The sequence below is a fragment of the Streptomyces atratus genome (assembly GCF_900119365.1).
GTDB lineage: Bacteria > Actinomycetota > Actinomycetes > Streptomycetales > Streptomycetaceae > Streptomyces > Streptomyces atratus_B.
The window spans coordinates 182,815-199,737 of the sequence record NZ_FPJO01000001.1 but is presented as its reverse complement, the minus strand read 5'-3'; the positions used below and the strand labels follow the sequence as shown (position 1 = coordinate 199,737).

Annotated in this window: 14 protein-coding genes; 7 read left to right on the top strand and 7 right to left on the bottom strand. The window is 72.1% G+C overall.

The window, feature by feature from the left end; all coding sequences use genetic code 11:
* The first annotated feature begins 32 nt into the window (after window positions 1-32).
* Window positions 33-1,022, top strand: a complete 990-nt coding sequence (locus BT364_RS00970; protein ID WP_072483120.1) for a cell envelope lipid trafficking protein PgfA — start codon at window positions 33-35, stop codon at window positions 1,020-1,022.
* On the opposite strand, the gene hrpB is transcribed toward BT364_RS00970, so the two are convergent.
* On the bottom strand, window positions 1,003-3,507 hold the full coding sequence (gene hrpB, locus BT364_RS00965) for an ATP-dependent helicase HrpB (RefSeq protein ID WP_072483119.1): 2,505 nt from the start codon (window positions 3,505-3,507) through the stop codon (window positions 1,003-1,005). The genes BT364_RS00970 and hrpB overlap by 20 nt on opposite strands.
* Window positions 3,508-3,562: 55 nt before the next feature.
* The gene (locus BT364_RS00960) at window positions 3,563-4,375 is read right to left on the bottom strand and encodes a class I SAM-dependent methyltransferase (protein WP_072483118.1); all 813 of its coding nucleotides are present in this window, start codon (window positions 4,373-4,375) and stop codon (window positions 3,563-3,565) included.
* A 400-nt stretch (window positions 4,376-4,775) separates the two neighbouring features.
* Here BT364_RS00960 and rpsA point away from each other — a divergent pair, with 400 nt between their 5' ends.
* Window positions 4,776-6,287 (top strand): 30S ribosomal protein S1, encoded by a 1,512-nt coding sequence (gene rpsA, locus BT364_RS00955; protein WP_072483117.1) that lies wholly within the window; start codon window positions 4,776-4,778, stop codon window positions 6,285-6,287.
* Window positions 6,288-6,384: 97 nt separating this feature from the next.
* Here rpsA and BT364_RS00950 read toward each other — a convergent pair whose 3' ends face one another.
* Complete coding sequence (locus tag BT364_RS00950) at window positions 6,385-7,347, bottom strand: right-handed parallel beta-helix repeat-containing protein (RefSeq protein WP_072483116.1); 963 nt, start codon at window positions 7,345-7,347, stop codon at window positions 6,385-6,387.
* Window positions 7,348-7,819: 472 nt separating this feature from the next.
* On the opposite strand from BT364_RS00950, the gene BT364_RS00945 reads away from it, so the two are divergent.
* The 3 genes from BT364_RS00945 to BT364_RS00935 all read left to right on the top strand — a co-directional run bounded on the left by BT364_RS00945 (window position 7,820) and on the right by BT364_RS00935 (window position 9,857).
* A complete protein-coding gene (locus tag BT364_RS00945; protein ID WP_177327992.1) occupies window positions 7,820-8,758 on the top strand; it encodes a PAC2 family protein in 939 nt (312 codons plus the stop codon).
* A gap of 39 nt (window positions 8,759-8,797) precedes the next feature.
* Window positions 8,798-9,400 (top strand): dephospho-CoA kinase, encoded by a 603-nt coding sequence (coaE, locus tag BT364_RS00940; protein ID WP_072483114.1) that lies wholly within the window; start codon window positions 8,798-8,800, stop codon window positions 9,398-9,400.
* Window positions 9,401-9,488: 88 nt separating this feature from the next.
* Window positions 9,489-9,857, top strand: a complete 369-nt coding sequence (locus BT364_RS00935; protein ID WP_072483113.1) for a tetratricopeptide repeat protein — start codon at window positions 9,489-9,491, stop codon at window positions 9,855-9,857.
* 40 nt (window positions 9,858-9,897) lie between these two features.
* Here BT364_RS00935 and BT364_RS00930 read toward each other — a convergent pair whose 3' ends face one another.
* Window positions 9,898-10,176 carry a DUF6343 family protein gene (locus BT364_RS00930; RefSeq protein ID WP_072483112.1) on the bottom strand — a complete coding sequence of 93 codons (279 nt, stop codon included), beginning with the start codon at window positions 10,174-10,176 and terminating at the stop codon, window positions 9,898-9,900.
* A gap of 67 nt (window positions 10,177-10,243) precedes the next feature.
* On the opposite strand from BT364_RS00930, the gene BT364_RS00925 reads away from it, so the two are divergent.
* A complete protein-coding gene (locus BT364_RS00925) occupies window positions 10,244-11,386 on the top strand; it encodes an ADP-ribosylglycohydrolase family protein (RefSeq protein ID WP_072483111.1) in 1,143 nt (380 codons plus the stop codon).
* A gap of 65 nt (window positions 11,387-11,451) precedes the next feature.
* On the opposite strand, the gene BT364_RS00920 is transcribed toward BT364_RS00925, so the two are convergent.
* From BT364_RS00920 to BT364_RS00910, 3 genes are read right to left on the bottom strand one after another with little or no spacing between them, the layout of a single operon-like run.
* On the bottom strand, window positions 11,452-12,549 hold the full coding sequence (locus BT364_RS00920; RefSeq protein WP_072483110.1) for a tyrosine-protein phosphatase: 1,098 nt from the start codon (window positions 12,547-12,549) through the stop codon (window positions 11,452-11,454).
* A gap of 41 nt (window positions 12,550-12,590) precedes the next feature.
* The gene (locus BT364_RS00915; RefSeq protein WP_072483109.1) at window positions 12,591-14,582 is read right to left on the bottom strand and encodes a hypothetical protein; all 1,992 of its coding nucleotides are present in this window, start codon (window positions 14,580-14,582) and stop codon (window positions 12,591-12,593) included.
* Between the two features lie 6 nt (window positions 14,583-14,588).
* Entirely contained in the window at window positions 14,589-15,482 is an 894-nt protein-coding gene (locus tag BT364_RS00910) for an SGNH/GDSL hydrolase family protein (RefSeq protein WP_177327991.1), read from the bottom strand.
* A 193-nt stretch (window positions 15,483-15,675) separates the two neighbouring features.
* Here BT364_RS00910 and BT364_RS00905 point away from each other — a divergent pair, with 193 nt between their 5' ends.
* A complete protein-coding gene (locus BT364_RS00905) occupies window positions 15,676-16,890 on the top strand; it encodes a PucR family transcriptional regulator (RefSeq protein WP_072483661.1) in 1,215 nt (404 codons plus the stop codon).
* Window positions 16,891-16,923: the final 33 nt, after the last annotated feature.

Below are 16,923 nucleotides of genomic sequence, written 5' to 3'. Positions count from 1 at the left end.
AGAAGCAACCGAAGCCGAGGGAGGGCACCACCATGCGCCGCCGAGCCAGCCTCGTACTCCTGGCGTTCGCCGTCTTCTTCGCCGCCATGTCGCCACTGCTGCGCTGGTACGCCTTCCCCAGGCTGGCGAAGATCCCGCCCAGTCAGTACCAGGAGACGGTGCTGGAGGCGAAGCCCGCCACCCTCCTCGACTACAACGACAACATGAAGGTGAAGCAGGTCCCCAAGGTCACCATCGTGCAGACCCTCAAGGGCAACGTCGAGGAGTCCGAGAAGATCGAACGCAGCGCCGGCCGCGACGTCGTCGTCTGGGACGCCCTCAGCTTCGTGGCCGGCCCGGACGGCAAGATGGTCTCCGAGATCCCCGAGCGCTACATCTTCGACGCCCACAGCCAGGCCCCCGTCCACGCCACCGGCGAATCCGTCGACGGCGACCCGGTCCGGCGCGAGGGCATCGAGTTCAAGTGGCCCTTCCTCACCCAGAAACGCGACTACGAGTACTTCGACGCCCAGGCCCGCACCAGCTCGCCCATCCACTACAAGGGCACCCGCACCTTCCACGGCATGGACGTCTACTACTTCGAGCAGACCATCCCGTGGACCAAGGTCCCGATGCCGAAGAAGATGCCGATCAAGGGCGTCACCCCGGAACAGATCGCGAAGACGGGCATGACCCGCTGGTACACCACCAAGCGGATGTTCTGGGTGGACCCGGTCACCGGAGCACCGGTCAACGGCGAGGAGATCCACAAGGAGGAGCTGCGCAACGCCAGGAAGATGGGGATGCCGCAGGACACCATGACCGTGTTCGCCGGGCACGTGAAGATGCGCCCGGACTACGTCGAATCGATCGTCGAGCTGGTCAAGTCCCAGCGCCTGCTGGTCCTGCTGCTCACCTCGTACCTGCCGTGGGGCTTCCTGGTCCTCGGTGCCGGACTGCTCGCGCTCGCCCTCTGGCTGGAGGCCCGCTCCCGCCGCCCGGACGGGACACCGGACCCCGCCCCTACTCCCGCTCCCGCTTGAGCCGTGCCTTCGTGAACCGGGTCGCCTCCACCGTGGTGGGATCCTCCGGCCACGGATGCTTCGGGTAGCGGCCGCGCAGCTCCGCCCGTACGGCCCGGTACCCGTCCCGCCAGAACGATGCCAGATCCGCCGTGACCGCCGCGGGACGGCCGGCCGGGGAGAGGAGATGGACCAGGACCGGCACCCCGGCCACCCTCGGGGTCTCCCGCAGGCCGAACAGCTCCTGGAGCTTCACCGCGAGTACCGGCTGCGCCCCGCCGTACTCCACCCGGACACGGGAACCGCTCGGCACCTCGATCCGCTCCGGCGCCAGCTCGTCCAGCCGCCCCGCCTCGCCCGTCGCCCACGGCAGCAGCCTCCGCAGCGCCTGCCCCGCATCGATCCGCACCAGATCGGAGCGCCGCCGGGCCCGTGACAGCTCTGGCTCCAGCCACTGCTCGGTACGCTCCAGCAGCGCATCCTCCGACACATCCGGCCAGGGCGCACCCAGCTCACGCTGGAGAAAGGCGAGCCGCTCCCGCAACTGCTCGCTCTCCCGCGTCCAGCGCAGCAGCCCGAGCCCTTCCCGCCGCAGACCCTCGACCAGTGCCTCGCGCACCAGCCCGGGCGCCGGCTGCTGCAGGGGGCGCACCGACAGCTCGACGGCGCCCAGCCGCTCCACCCGGCGGGCCACCACATCGCCGCCGGACCAGTGGACCTCCTCGCCGCTTTGGAGCAGCTGCCCGGCAGCTGCCCGTGCCGTGTCCTCGTCGACGACGGCCGCGAGCCGCACCCGCGCGGACGCCGCGTGGGCGGGCCGGTCGGCGACCGCGACCGCCAGCCAGGGCGCACTGCGCAGCCCCGAACCGTCCCGCAGCTCCGCGCCCGTCCCCGACGCCATCAGGAACACCCCCTCGCCGCGCGCCCGCGCCACCCGCTCCGGGAACGCCAGCGCGGCCACCAGGCCGACGGCCGCGTCGTCCGGACCGGAACCCCCGGCCACGTCCCGCACCGACGAGGACAGCCGCCGGACCTCCTGCCGCCAGCGCGCCGCGTAGCCGTCCCCGCCCCGCCGCGCGGAGCGCAGCGCGGCCGCCAGATCGTCCCCGTACTCCCGGGGCGGCTCCTCGCTCAGCAGCGCCACCACCTCGGCCGCCCGCCGCCCGCCCACCTCTGCGGCGCCGTCCAGCAGCGCCCGCGCCAGCCGCGGATGCAGGCCGAGACGGGACATCCGTACGCCCCGGTCGGTCACCCGCCCGTCCATGTCCACCGCGCCGACCGCCGCCAGTACCTCGCGCGCCGCGCTCATCGCACCCGCCGGCGGCGGGTCGAGCAGCGCCAGCCCCGACGCGTCCGGATCGCCCCAGCACGCCGCCTGCAAAGCGAACGCCGCCAGATCCGCGACCTTGATCTCCGGGGACGGGAAGCGGGCGAGCCGCCCGTCCTCCGCCTGCGCCCAGCACCGGTACACCGCCCCGGGCGCCTCCCGCCCGGCCCGGCCCGCCCGCTGCCTTCCCGCCGCCTGCGAGGCCCGCACCGTCGTCAGCGCGCTCAGCCCCCGGGCGTGATCGGTACGCGGCTCCCTGGCCAGCCCCGAGTCCACCACGACCCGCACCCCGGGCACCGTGAGGGACGACTCCGCCACCGAAGTCGCCAGCACCACCCGCCGGCCCTGCGACGACCCGGCCAGCACCGCGTCCTGCACCGCCGCCGGAGCCCGCCCGTGCACCTGGAGCACCTCGGCGGCCACCCCGGCCAGCTGCCCCGCCACCCGGCCGATCTCACCGACACCCGGCAGGAAACACAGCACGTCGCCGTCCCGCTCCGCGAGCGCCCGGCGCACCGTCGCGGCGACATGCGTCAGCAGCGCCGGATCGACCCTCATCCCGTGCGGCGGCCGCACCGGAGCGGCCGGCGGCGCCCAGACCACCTCCACCGGATGCGAGACACCCTGCGCCTCGACCACCGGGGCATCGCCCAGCAGCCGTGCCCAGCCCTGCGCGTCCGTCGTCGCGGACGCGGCGACCAGCCGCAGATCGGGCCGGATCGCCTCCCGCACATCGAGCAGGAACGCGGCGACCGTGTCCGCGTCCAGATGCCGCTCATGGCACTCGTCGATGATCACCGCGTCGACCCCGGCCAGCTCCTGGTCGCGCTGGAGCCGCTGGAGCAGCACACCGGTGGTCACCACCTCCACCACCGTGTCGCGCCCCACCACCCGCTCCCCGCGGACCGTGAACCCCACCCGGCCGCCGGCCTGCTCCCCGATGAGCCAGGCCATTCGCCGCGCCGCCGCCCGCGCGGCGATCCGCCGCGGCTCGGCCACCACCACCCTGCGCACCGGGCCGCCCCCGGCCAGACCGGCCAGGACCAGTGGTACGAGTGTCGTCTTGCCGGTGCCGGGCGGCGCGCACAGCACCGCCACGCCGCGGTCGTCGAGCGCCCGCTCCAGGGCGGGAACGGCGGTGCGTACGGGCAACTGGCCCAGGGCGTCGGTACGGATCACGCCCCCAGTCTCGTACGGCGCGCCCCCGATCCCGTACCCCGGTATCGGTACGGGATCAGTCCCGTTCGCAGACGAAGATCGCCGTACCGGGGATGAGGTTCCCGCGCAGCGGGGACCAGCCGCCCCACTCCTGGTGGTTCCAGGCGGGCCACTCCGGTTCGACGAGGTCGACCAGCCGGAAGCCGCCGGCCACCACGTCCCGCACCCGGTCGCCCAGCGTGCGGTGGTGCTCGACGTACACGGCGTCGCCCCGCTCGTCCTGCTCGACATAGGGAGTGCGGTCGAAGTAGGAGGCCGCGACCGAGAGGCCCTCCGGCCCCGGCTCGTCCGGGAACGCCCAGCGGACCGGGTGCGTCACCGAGAAGACCCAGCGGCCCCCGGGGCGCAGCACCCGGTGCACCTCGCGGAAGACCTGCACGGGGTCGGCGACGAAGGGCACCGCGCCGTAGGCGGAGCAGGCCAGGTCGAAGGAGCCGTCCCGGAACGGCAGCACCCCGGCGTCCGCCTCCACCAGGGGCACCTCGTCGCCGATCCGCAGCGCGTGCTGCAGCTGCCGGTGCGAGAGGTCCAGGGCCACCGGGCGGGCGCCCTGCGCGGCGAGCCAGCGGGAGCACTGCGCGGCGCCCGCACCGATCTCCAGGACGTCCAGGCCGCGCAGCGACGCGCCGGGCCCCAGCAGACCGGCCTCCGCCTCGTCGAGCCCCTCGGGCCCCCAGACGAAACGGTCGTCGCCGAGGAAGGCGCCGTGGTCGCTCTGGTACTCGTCGGCGTTCCGGTCCCACCAGCCGCGACTGGCCCGGCTGCTCTCGGCCTCCGACGCCTCGCGACGGGTCGCTTCCGGTTCGGCCGCGTAGATCTCTTGGCTCATCGTGTCCGTCGTTGTAGTTTGCCCGTACCCCGCCGCACGCGGTATGCGGCTTGGGGTACCTGGTGAGTACGGCTCCCGTGCCCATGGAATGTCTCCTGCGGCCGATCTGGCCTCGGGGAACACGAGTTGCGCCGGATATGAGCCGTTGCGCCCCCGGTGTGCGCCTTCGCGCATTGACCGTGCCCGGCTGCCCCCGTATGCTACAAGTTGCGCTGCGAGCCTGCGCGCCTCAGACCTAGCAGGCCGCGCTCGCATCTGTTGTATGTCCCCTCGGTTCACGAGGCGCCTCCCGTCCGGCGGGATCGGCACTTCCCGAGCTGTCCGGCTTCTGCAGAGGTGATACGGGCTCCCGGCGTAGCAGTACCTACGACTCACTGTCCGTACCGGAGCCCTTTCCCACATGACGAGCAGCACCGAGACCACCGCCACCACCCCGCAGGTAGCGGTCAACGACATCGGTAACGAGGAAGCCTTCCTCGCCGCGATCGACGAGACGATCAAGTACTTCAACGACGGCGACATCGTCGACGGCGTCATCGTGAAGGTCGACCGGGACGAGGTCCTGCTCGACATCGGTTACAAGACCGAAGGCGTCATCCCTTCCCGCGAGCTTTCGATCAAGCACGACGTCGACCCGAACGAGGTCGTCAAGGTCGGCGACGAGATCGAGGCCCTGGTTCTCCAGAAGGAGGACAAGGAAGGCCGCCTCATCCTGTCCAAGAAGCGCGCTCAGTACGAGCGTGCCTGGGGCACGATCGAGAAGATCAAGGAAGAGGACGGCATCGTCACCGGTACCGTCATCGAGGTCGTCAAGGGTGGTCTCATCCTCGACATCGGCCTCCGTGGCTTCCTGCCGGCCTCCCTCGTCGAGATGCGCCGCGTCCGCGACCTCCAGCCCTACGTGGGCAAGGAGCTCGAAGCCAAGATCATCGAGCTGGACAAGAACCGCAACAACGTGGTCCTGTCCCGCCGTGCCTGGCTGGAGCAGACCCAGAGCGAGGTCCGCCAGACGTTCCTCACGACCCTGCAGAAGGGCCAGGTCCGCTCCGGCGTCGTTTCCTCGATCGTCAACTTCGGTGCGTTCGTGGACCTCGGCGGCGTCGACGGTCTCGTGCACGTCTCCGAGCTCTCCTGGAAGCACATCGACCACCCCTCCGAGGTTGTCGAGGTCGGCCAGGAAGTCACCGTCGAGGTTCTCGACGTGGACATGGACCGCGAGCGCGTCTCCCTGTCGCTCAAGGCGACGCAGGAAGACCCGTGGCAGCAGTTCGCCCGCACGCACCAGATCGGGCAGGTCGTTCCCGGTAAGGTCACCAAGCTCGTTCCGTTCGGTGCGTTCGTGCGCGTCGACGAGGGCATCGAGGGTCTGGTCCACATCTCCGAGCTGGCCGAGCGCCACGTGGAGATCCCGGAGCAGGTCGTCCAGGTCAACGACGAGATCTTCGTCAAGGTCATCGACATCGACCTCGAGCGTCGTCGCATCAGCCTCTCGCTGAAGCAGGCCAACGAGTCCTTCGGTGCCGACCCGGCCTCGGTCGAGTTCGACCCGACCCTGTACGGCATGGCCGCGTCCTACGACGACCAGGGCAACTACATCTACCCCGAGGGCTTCGACCCCGAGACCAACGACTGGCTCGAGGGCTACGAGACCCAGCGCGAGGCGTGGGAGACGCAGTACGCCGAGGCGCAGCAGCGCTTCGAGCAGCACCAGGCCCAGGTCATCAAGTCCCGCGAGGCCGACGAGGCCGCTGCTGCCGAGGGCGCTGCCGCCCCGGCCGGTGGCGCCCCGGCTGCCTCCGGCGGCAGCGGTGGCGGCTCGTACTCCTCGGAGTCCGCGGACAACTCCGGCGCCCTGGCGTCGGACGAGGCCCTGGCTGCCCTGCGCGAGAAGCTGGCGGGCGGCCAGAGCTGACGCTCTGCACCCCCTCCGGTCGATGATCGACCGCAGTAGCTGAAAAGTGAGGCCCGCTCCCTTCGGGGAGCGGGCCTCACTCGTTTCCGCCGGGCGGTTACGGCGTGACGGCGATGTTGGTGAGGCCCTTGCCGCCGGTCACCGTGTTGCTGCTGTGGACGGTGGTCGGGCAGTTCGCGCCGTAGTTGGTGACGTTGACCGCGATCTGCTTGTCGCCCTTGGCGCCGGTCAGGTCCGAGGTGTTGTCGCGGAAGACGGCGCCGCAGCCCCAGCCGCTCTGCTGGGTGTGGGTCTCGTAGCCGTTGTTGGTCGTACGGGAGCCCTTGTTGCCCTCGACCAGGACGTCGTTGCCCTTCACGTCGACCCAGGAGTCGTCGTAGTTGGCGCCGGTCAGCCCGCTGCCGTCGAAGGTGTTGCCGATGATCCTCGCCCCGGTGGTGCCTTCCTTGATGTCGACGTTCTCGCCGCCGACCCCCGGACCGATCGTGTTGCCCAGGATCTGGACCCGGTCGCTCCGGTCGGAGAGATCGCCGGCCGTGCCGACGTAGACACCCTCGCCCATGCCGCGGCCGTCGTGCCCGGTGTCGTAGATCCGGGAGTTCTTGATGACGCCGTCCTTGCTGGACTTGCGGAAGTGGACGCCCTCCATGTCCAGATCGTGCACGGTCACCGAATCGATGACGACGCCGGTGGCGGTGTCGGCCATGATGCCCTTCTGGCCGCCGGTGACAGTGATGCCCTTGACGGTCCAGTAGGAGGCGCCGTCGAGGTGCAGTCCATAGCCCCCGCCGGCCGTGAGGACCGCCCTGGCGGAGCCGGTGAGGGTGATCCGGGCGGAGGCGGTGCCGGGGACGGTCGCCTTGAAGTTGCCGGTGTAGGTGCCTTCGGCGAGCCGGATCGTGTCGCCGGGGGCCGCGGTGGTGAGGGCGGACTTGAGCTGGGCGGCGGTGCTCACATCGATGACCGTGGCCGCACCCGCCGTGGTGGCGGAGGCGAGGGCGGGGCCGCCGGTGGCGAGCGCGGTGGCCAGCAGGGCGGGGAGCAGCGTGCGGGTGCGCATGGGGGTGCCTTCCCGTCGAAGGTGTTCGAGGTTCTCGTACGTGAATGTGGGGCGAGTCTCTGAACGTGCTGCCCAGTGACGGTAGGGACGAGGTGCGGCCGTGTCAATGTCTGGACCATTGCCCGCGAGGCGGGGATGAGGGACGGGAATGGCGGGCTGGTGAACGGGGGAACGCTTGTGGGGTACTTGGGGATCCGGCGCCCCGTGACGCCCCCGGCGAGGATCTCGGCGTCCCTGACCTGCCGTGAACTCGACTTTTGCGTAAGGGTGTTCACCGACGTGAACATCAACGCCCGTGCCCTTGGCGCCGATGCCGGTGTCTCCGGCAGGCGGGCGGTCGTCCGCCGCTGTCGACAAGTACCGGGTTCTCGCACTCGTTCCGGCATGAACCGGCGGGTGGAAGGGCACAGTCCGGGAATGCGTGTGCCCTGCCGGACGTTCTTCTCCAGGAACACGAGGAGGAGCGGTAACCGTGCCTGATCCGCAGAGTTTGTACGAATGGGAGCCGAAGGGCCTGGCCGTCGTCGACATGGCGCTCGCCCAGGAGTCGGCCGGCCTGGTCATGCTCTACCACTTCGACGGATACATCGACGCGGGCGAGACCGGCGAGCAGATCGTGGACGGCCTGCTCGAAACGCTGCCGCACCAGGTCGTGGCCAGCTTCGACCACGACCGTCTCGTCGACTACCGCGCACGGCGCCCGCTGCTGACCTTCCGGCGCGACCGCTGGGCCGCCTACGAGACCCCGACGCTCGACGTCCGGGTCGTGCAGGACGCCACCGGTGCGCCCTTCCTGCTGCTGTCCGGGCCCGAGCCCGATGTGGAGTGGGAGCGCTTCGCCGCCGCCGTCGAGCAGATCGTCGAGCGCCTCGGCGTCCGCCTCGCGGTGAATTTCCACGGCATCCCGATGGGTGTCCCGCACACCCGCCCCGTCGGCATCACCCCGCACGGCAACCGCACGGACCTCATGCCCGGCCACCGCAGCCCCTTCGACGAGGCGCAGGTGCCCGGCTCCGCGGAAGCCCTGGTGGAGTACCGGCTGATGGAGGCCGGACATGACGTCCTCGGTGTCGCCGCCCATGTGCCGCACTACGTCGCCCGCTCCGCGTACCCGGACGCGGCGCTCACCGCGCTGGAGTCGATCACGGCCGCGACCGGCCTGGTCCTGCCGACCGTCGCCCATGCGCTGCGCACGGAGGCGCACCGCACCCAGACCGAGATCGACCGGCAGATCGACCAGGGTGACGAGGAGCTCGTCTCGCTCGTCGAGGGCCTTGAGCACCAGTACGATGCGGTCGCCGGATCCGAGACCCGCGGCAATCTGGTGGCCGAGCCGGTGGACCTGCCGTCCGCCGACGAGATCGGCCTCGAATTCGAGCGGTTCCTCGCGGAGCGCGAGGGGGACGCCTGACCCCACCCGCCGCTCCCTGCGCGTACTAGGCTGCCGGTCATGCTGAAAGTGGGCCTGACCGGTGGGATCGGCGCCGGCAAGAGTGAAGTGTCACGGCTGTTCGTCGGATACGGAGCCGTGCTGATCGACGCGGACCGGATCGCCCGTGAGGTCGTCGAGCCGGGGACACCCGGGCTCGCGGCCGTCGTCGAAGAGTTCGGCGCCGATGTCCTCACCGCGGACGGCACCCTGGACCGGCCGAAGCTCGGCTCGGTCGTCTTCTCCGATGCCGACCGGCTCGCCGCACTCAACGCGATCGTCCACCCGCTGGTCGGCGCCCGTTCCGCCGAGCTGGAGCGGGCCGCGGGGCCGGACTCGGTCGTCGTCCACGACGTACCCCTCCTCACCGAGAACGGCCTGGCGCCGCTCTACGACCTGGTCGTCGTCGTGGACGCGAGCGCTGAGACCCAGCTCGACCGGCTGGTACGGCTGCGCGGCATGACCGAGTCCGAGGCCCGCGCCCGGATGGCCGCCCAGGCCACCCGGGAGCAGCGCCGGGCCGTGGCCGATCTGATCATCGACAACGACGGGCCGCTGGAGGACCTGGAGCCGCAGGTCCGCAAGGTCTGGGCGGAGCTGACCGAGCGGGCCGCGGCCGGCTGACCCGGGCAGCCGGTCCGCCGGCCCCGCCGCGGAATACCGGCCCCCGGCCGGACGTTGTGAACCCGGTGACGAAGGGAAGGACGAAACCGTGCCCGAGAGGACCCCGGAGACCGACGTCATCGACTTCCGCGCGGCCGAACACCTGCTGGCGGCGCGCGACCCCCGTGGCGCGGTGAAGCTGCTGGATTCGGTGATCGCGGCCCATCCGGAGAGCACCGCGGCCCGGCTGCTGCGCGCCCGTGCGTTCTTCGCCGCCGCCCAGCTGCGCCCCGCCGAGCTCGAATTCGAACTCGTCCTGGAACGCGAACCGGACAACGCCTTCGCGCACTTCGCGCTGGCCCGCACCTTCGAGCGCTCCGGCCGCACCGACCGGGCCGCCCGCCACTTCCGGCTGGCCGCCGCGCTCGACCCGAACCCGGAGTATCTGCGGGCGGCCCGCTTCCCGGCCCAGGACTGAGGCAACGGCGCCGGGCGGGTACGCGCCCGCCCGGCCCGGTTCAGTGCCTGTACCTGCCGCGCCCGCCGTGGTCGGGTTCGTACGGCGGGACATCGCGGCCGGGCTGGTAGTGCGGGCCCTGGTGGATGTGGTGGACGATCACTGTCAGGTCCACGAGGACCAGTAGGAGCAGCAGGCCGCAGGCGGCGGCCCAGCCCGGCCGGCCGGTCATCGTGAAGGCGGCCAGGCCGAAGACGGCCCAGACCAGCCCCCATAGACTCAGCCAGAGCCGCAGCCGCAGTGGACTGCGGGCAGTCGTCGGTTCATTGCCGGTACGCATGGCGATCGCCTCTCCTACCAGGATGGACCCACGACGGCTTTTTTGGGACGACCTGTCGACACACCGGATGGGGAGAGCGTGCGTGAACGGCACATCGTGGGAGGACCGCACAGGCCGCAGGGCGAGGGTCCGGGGCTGTCTGCTGGGCGGGGCGATCGGGGACGCGCTGGGCAATCCGGTGGAGTTCCTGTCCCTGGCCGGTATCCGCCGCGCGCACGGTGAGTACGGCGTACAGGGGCTGCTCCCGGACGACGAGGGCGTCGTCGGGCGGGTCACGGACGACACGCAGATGACCCTGTTCACCGCCGAAGGGCTGATCAGGGCCCATTCCCGGGCGATGCCGAAGGGCGGCACCGAGGACGGCGGCGCCGAGACCCGGATCGTACGGAACGCCTATCTGCGCTGGCTGGACACCCAGAACCACCCCGCACCGCCGGCCCGCGGCGGCGACAGCCCGGTGCGTACCGGTCGGCTCAGGCAGCAGCCCTGGCTCTACGCGCGCCGCGCCCCCGGCAACGCCTGCCTGACCGGGCTCGCGACCGGCCACGTCCCCGAGCCGAAGGGCAGGCTCGGTGAGCCCGGACCCGTCAACACCGGGTCCAAGGGATGTGGCACGGTGATGCGGTCCGCACCCTTCGGACTGGTGGGCCAGGACGCCGAGGCGGCCTTCCGGCTCGCCTACTGGTGCGCGCAGATCACCCACGGCCACCCCACCGGTGCGTACGCCGCCGGGGCCTTCGCCGCGATCGTCACGCACCTCCTGGAGGGCGACTCGACGGAGGGCGCCGTACTGCGGGCCATGGAGCTGCTGCGCCGCCACCCGGGGCACGAGGAGACGTCGGCGGCGCTGCGTGCCGCCGTCGACCTGGCCGCGCAGGGCGCGCCGACCGGCGAGAAGGTGGAGACGCTGGGCGCCGGCTGGGTCGCCGAGGAGGCCCTCGCCATCGCCGTGTACAGCGCCCTCGTGCTGCCCCGCGCCGATCAGGTGGCCGGGGCGCTGCTGCTCTCGGTCAACCACTCGGGCGACAGCGACTCCACGGGTGCGATCTGCGGCAACCTGCTCGGCGCGCGCCACGGGGACGTACACCTTCCGCCGGCCTGGCTGGTGTCGACCGAGGGCCGGGGTGTGATCACCGAGCTGGCCGACGATCTGTGCGTGGAGTTCGAGCACGCGGTCGCCTGGCCGGCCGACCGCTACCCGGCGTACTGACGGCGGGCCCCCGCCGGTGAGCGGCGGGGGCACCACTGGTCAGTACACCGGGTGTTGACGGAGCGTCAGTCCGTCAGCAGCTTGTTGCGCAGGGCGGCCACCGTCACGTCGTCGAGCTTCAGGCCCTCGCGTACGTAGGTGTCGAAGTCGCCGTACAGGTGGTCCACCTCGTCGAACGCCGCGCGCAGCCAGCTCAGTTCGACGGCCTTCGGGTTGCCCAGGTAGTCGTTGCTGGCGAGGAAGTCCGCCTCGACGGTCTCGCGCGGGACGCCGAGCAGGGTGAGCAGCACGGCCGTGCTCCAGCCGGTGCGGTCCTTGCCCGAGCTGCAGTGGAAGACCGTCGCGCCGGAGTCGTTCGTCGCGACGGCCGTGAGCAGGTCGCGGAAGGCGTAGTCGGCGCCCACGAAGTTGACCATGAACGGGTAGCCGATGGACTGGCCGAGGTCGGACGAGCCGGAGAACAGCCCGGCCGCGATGGCCTCGGCCAGTGTCATCAGCGCCGAGTCGTGGAAGCGGAGGCCGTGGCTGAGCGACACCACATCGGCGACCTGGTACTTCACACCGGCGGGCAGCCGGTCCGGGGCGTCGTGCCGCTCCACCGCGTTGCGCAGGTCCACGTCGAGGGTGAGTCGCTGGGAGAGCAGGCGCTGCTGCTCGGCGTCGGTGAGGCTGTTGATCTTGTTGGAGCGGTAGACCAGACCCGGGCGCACCCAGCGCCCGTCGGTGGTGCGGTAGCCGCCGATGTCCCGGAAGTTGCGGGCGGACTCGATCCCGAGCGAGCGTTCGGCGACGACGAGCGGCGAACCGCTGTCCGGCACCAGCCGGAAGTACCAGCGTCCCGCTTCGGCGAGGGTTCCGGCCGGGACGGTCAGCGAACCGGTGCCGGGGGCGGTGCCCACCGGGGTGCCGGTGGTGGCGTCGGGGGAGGTCACGGCGGTGACGGACACCGAACCGGCGGCGGAGGACCAGGAGAGCGTGTAGCCGCCGTCGGCGGCGCGCTTGGCGGTGGCCGCGGTGAACGGCACGGCGGCGGCCCGCGCACCGGCTTCGGCGCTCGCTGCGGGCGCGCCGGCGGGAGTGGCGGCGAGGGCGGGCGGGACGAGGACCGTACCGGCGAGCAGGACGGCCGCGACGGCTGCCTGGGTGATGCGGTGCGTGCGCATGGTGCTCCTTGTCTGCATCCCTGTCGGGGTGGTGGGGGGTGTCAGGAGGTGGGGGCGGCGGTGCACGGCGTGTTGCCGCAGACATTGATGACACGGCCGGTGGTCAGGAAGGTGGCCTTCTGCTGACGGGCGGCCGGCGAATTGCGGGGGTCCGAGTGCGGGTCGTGGCCGTAGACCGGCCCGGCGGGCGGGGTGTTGGTGAGCGGCGGGGTGGGCGTGCCGCTGTCCCACACCGTCATCGCGGAGCCCCGGTACGGCAGTCGGCCGGACGCGACGGTTCTGATGCCCCAGTACGGGACGGTGTCCGGGCTGCGGCCCGGCGCGAGCACCGGGGTGATCAGCCGGGCGCCGATGGTGCGCGCCTCCACGTCGGCCGCCGCGTTGGCGACCTGGTGGTCCCCGTACGCGATGTGCATCAGTACCTGATGGCGGTCGGTGAGGTGGTTCGCGTACGCGTTGGTCTCGCCGCGGTCCCACACCATCTGGAACAGCTGGAGGACGATCTGCTGGCGCAGCTTGTCCGGGTAGGAGAGGTCCAGGACCTGCTGGAACGGTGCGAAGTCGACGCTGCGGTTGAGGAGCAGGCCGTAGTTCATGCCGGTGACTCCGAGGACCCCGCGCCGGATGTCGGGCGAGGCGGCGACCAGGGCGCCGCCGAGGATTCCGCCCTGGCTGTTCCCGTCGTACCCGATGCCGTGCCGGAGGTCGAGGAGCAGCCGGCCGTCCGCGTCGCGGAAGGCCGCGTCGGTGGTCAGTCCGTCGGCGTGGATCAGGGCGCGGGCGAGGAAGAGTGCGTTCAGCATGCCCTGCTCGCTGCGTTCGGGAACGGCGGGGAAGAGGTTCGGGTCGGCGAGCGCCCCGAGTACCACGGGGACGTCCTCCTCGGCCATCCCGATCCAGTCCGTCGCGCAGAACGTGAAGTTGTGCTCCGCCGCCATCGCCTTGACGTTGCCCGCGCCGACCTCGGAGCGGCGGCCGAGGAGGCCGTGCCCGTAGAGCGCGGGGTGCGAGGGGGTACGGAAGGCGGAGCGCGGTATCTCGCAGCGGAACTCGGCGAGTTGGCTGCTCCCCGGGAGCCGCCGGGGCAGGCCGTCGTGGCCGCGGTGCAGTACGGAGCCGGGCGGGCCGCCGGGCAGGTCCAGGTAGCCGGGCACGCTGATCCGGCCGGTCACCTCCCGGGCGATCCGGGGGGCCTGCTCGGCCGTGAAGTCGGTGACACCGGTGACGGCGAACGCGGGGGAGCGGTCGCCGAGCCGGCGGAACGCGTCGTCGCGGACGGTGAAGAGGTCGCCGGTGAGGCTGCGTGTGCTCGCGACGGTGAAGTCCCAGGCGAGGTACGTCCCTTCGGACCCCACCCCGGCCCTGTGCAAGGCCTTCAGGGCCGGGCGGAGCTGACGCTGCCGGGCGTACAGCGGATGCCCGGCGGGCAGCGGTCTCCCGGCGACGGCGGCGAACGGCTCGGCGGCCGGGATCGTGCGGCCCGCCCCGTCCTTGAGGTGTCTCAGGGCGACGGCGTAGCGGTGGCCGTCGCGGAAGTTGCGCGCGGGGTGGATCAGCAGGGCCCGGCGCGCGGGGTCGGTGGCGTTGGCGTCCGCCTCGGCCCAGTACGGCCACCGCTCCCCGGTCCGGGTGTCGATCAGCACCACGGGGGCGTCCGGGGCGAGGGAGCGGCCGATGTCGGTGAGCGGGGCGGTGCCGGTCGCCGCCGGGTCGAGGCCGGGGACGTGCGCGATCAGCGTCGAGCCGGGGGAGAAGCCGTCGGACCGGTTCCAGGCCGTCGGGTCGACGGGCCGGCCGGCCGCGGCGGGTGGCAGCGTGGCCGCTCCGAAGGACACCCGGCGGCCGGTGTCGGTGGCCGGGTCGGGCCGGGTGTACCAGTCGTTCGGGAACGGCAGCAGGCACTCGGCGGGCGCCAGCGGGTCGCAGCCGGGCCCGGACGGCCCGGCGGCCTCTGCCGCAGGGGCGTCCGGGGCGAGCAGGGCGGCGGCGGCGAGCGCCGCCGCCAGCAGCCCGCGCAGCAGGCGGTGGAGCAACTTCGGTCAGCTCCCCTGGAGGTGTGCGCCGATGATGGCGGCGTAGTTCGCCTCACCGTTCCGGTTGGGGTGCAGCGGGGCGGCGGCCGCGGTCGGCACGTACCCCTCGACCCACTTGTCCGACGGGGCCTGGCAGGAGTCGTGGCCCTTGCTGGGCGTGGCGAGGTCGATGTACTCGGCACCGTGCGCCGCGCTCTGCTCGGCGATCACCGCGTTCATCCGGTCGACGCTGCCCTGGAGGAAGTCGGCGTCCACCGGGAGGACCGGCTGCAGCGGCCAGCAGCCGCCGGGCTTGATGTACAGGCCGTAACCCGTGACGATCACCCGGGCGTGCGGCGAGCGCTGGTGGATCGAGTCCAGTACGACGCCCAGCTTCGGCGCGAACTCCGCGATGCGCTGACCCACCTGGTCCACGCCGCCCTCGTTGTACTTCTCCTTGCACGGGGTGGCGTTCGGGTCGAGGGTGGTGCACTTCTGCGCGATGCCGACCAGGCCGGTGTCGTTGCCGCCGATGGTCAGCGTCACCAGGTCGGTGTCCGGGCGCAGCGCGTCGAACTGCGGCGGGGCCGAACCCATCGGGATGTCGAGCAGCGACAGCGACTGCTTCTCCGTCATGTGCTTGGACGCGGCACCGCTGCAGGTGACGTCGCGCAGCGAGGCGCCGAGGCGCTCGGCGAGCTCGTGCGGGTAGTTGTGCGTCGAGCGGCCGCAGGCCACCGGCCCCGTGATGTCCGGAATGAGCGGCCCGGAGGCCATGGAGTCGCCGAGCGCGACATAGGACGTGGTGCCGTCCTCGGCGGCGGATGCCCCAGCCGCGCCGGTTCCCACGGCCAGACCGGCCAGGGCGAGCGTGCCCACGATGGTCCTGACGGATCGACAGAAACCCTTGTGCTGCGGCATGTTCACGGAATCCTCCGACGGTGGGGGGCGGGACGTGGCATGGCGTGTGACGCCGGTCATCATGCAGACTCGACAGCCGTCGTTTAACTGGTGGGTAACGCAGACTTCTGCGGGGGAACTTGTGACGCGTGACAATCGGCCGCTCGTCATCACGGGGGAGCACGGCGCCCCGGGAGGGCCGGAGGAACGGCCGCTGTCCATCGCCGGGCGCCCGGTGGCCGCGCATCTGCGCGCCCGCGTCCCGGCCCTGACCGGCCGTGTCGTCGCCCGGCTGCTGGCCGATCTGCCGGTCTACGCCGGACTGCCGCACGAGGAGATCTCCGGCGACATCGCCGACATCGTCCAGCACAACCTGCGGCTCTTCGCCGATGTCGTCGAGCACCGCCGCCCCGCCACGGACGCCGAACTCGCCCAGCAGCGCGACTCGGCGGCCCAGCGCGCCGAGGAGGGCGTACCGCTGGACGCCATCCTCACCGCCTACCAGGTCGGCACGGCGATGTGCTGGCAGGAGACCGCGAAGGGGGCGCTCCCCGGTGACCTCCCCACCGTCCTGGAGATCATGGACCGGATCATGGTCCTTCAGCAGCAGCTGACCTCCGCGGTCAGCAGCGCGTACCTTCAGGCCCGGCAGATCCTCGACAGCCAGGAACACGGCGGCCGGCACGCCCTGATGGCCGCCCTGCTGACCGGCGAACCCCTGGACCGCTTCACCCACCGCACCGGACTGCGCCCGGCCGCCCGCTACCTCACGATGACGCTCGCGCTGGCCCCGCACCCCGACGAGCTGAGCCAGTTACCGGGGCCGGGCGCGGGCGTTGCGGCCCGGCGCAAGATCCGCCGCGTCCGCACGGCCCTCGACCACTTCGCCGGTACGCCGGCGCTCACCGCCCTCGACGCCTCCGGCGGCACGGTGCTGTTGCCCGCAGCCGAGTCACCGCCGCCGTGGCGCGGGCCGGGCGGCCTGTGCGTGCTGATCGAGGAGGCGGCCCGCGCGGCGGGTGTGCCCATCACCGCCGCGGCGGAGACCGCCGAGCCGGAGGCGGTGCCGGCCGCGGTGGCCCGTAACGCCGAGATCGTCGACCTGATCGCCCGTACGGGCCGGCCGCCCGGCCTGTACCGGCTGGCCGATGTCCTGCTGGAGTACCAGCTCAGCCGGCCCAGCGAGGCCCTGCACGGGCTCGCCGAGCTGCTGCGGCCCCTGGAGGCGAAGCCGGAGCTGCTGCGCACCCTGGAGACGTATCTCGAACTGGGCCTGGACCGTCGGGCCACCGCCGCCGCCCTGCACATCCACCCCAACACCGTCGACTACCGCATCCGCCGCATCGACCGGCTGACCGGCCTCTCCCCGGCCCGTCCGGCCGATCTCCAGCACATCAGCGCGGCACTGGTCGCCCGTCGCTCGGTGTGACGGGAACGGGAACGGGGCGGTGTCCGCGTCCGG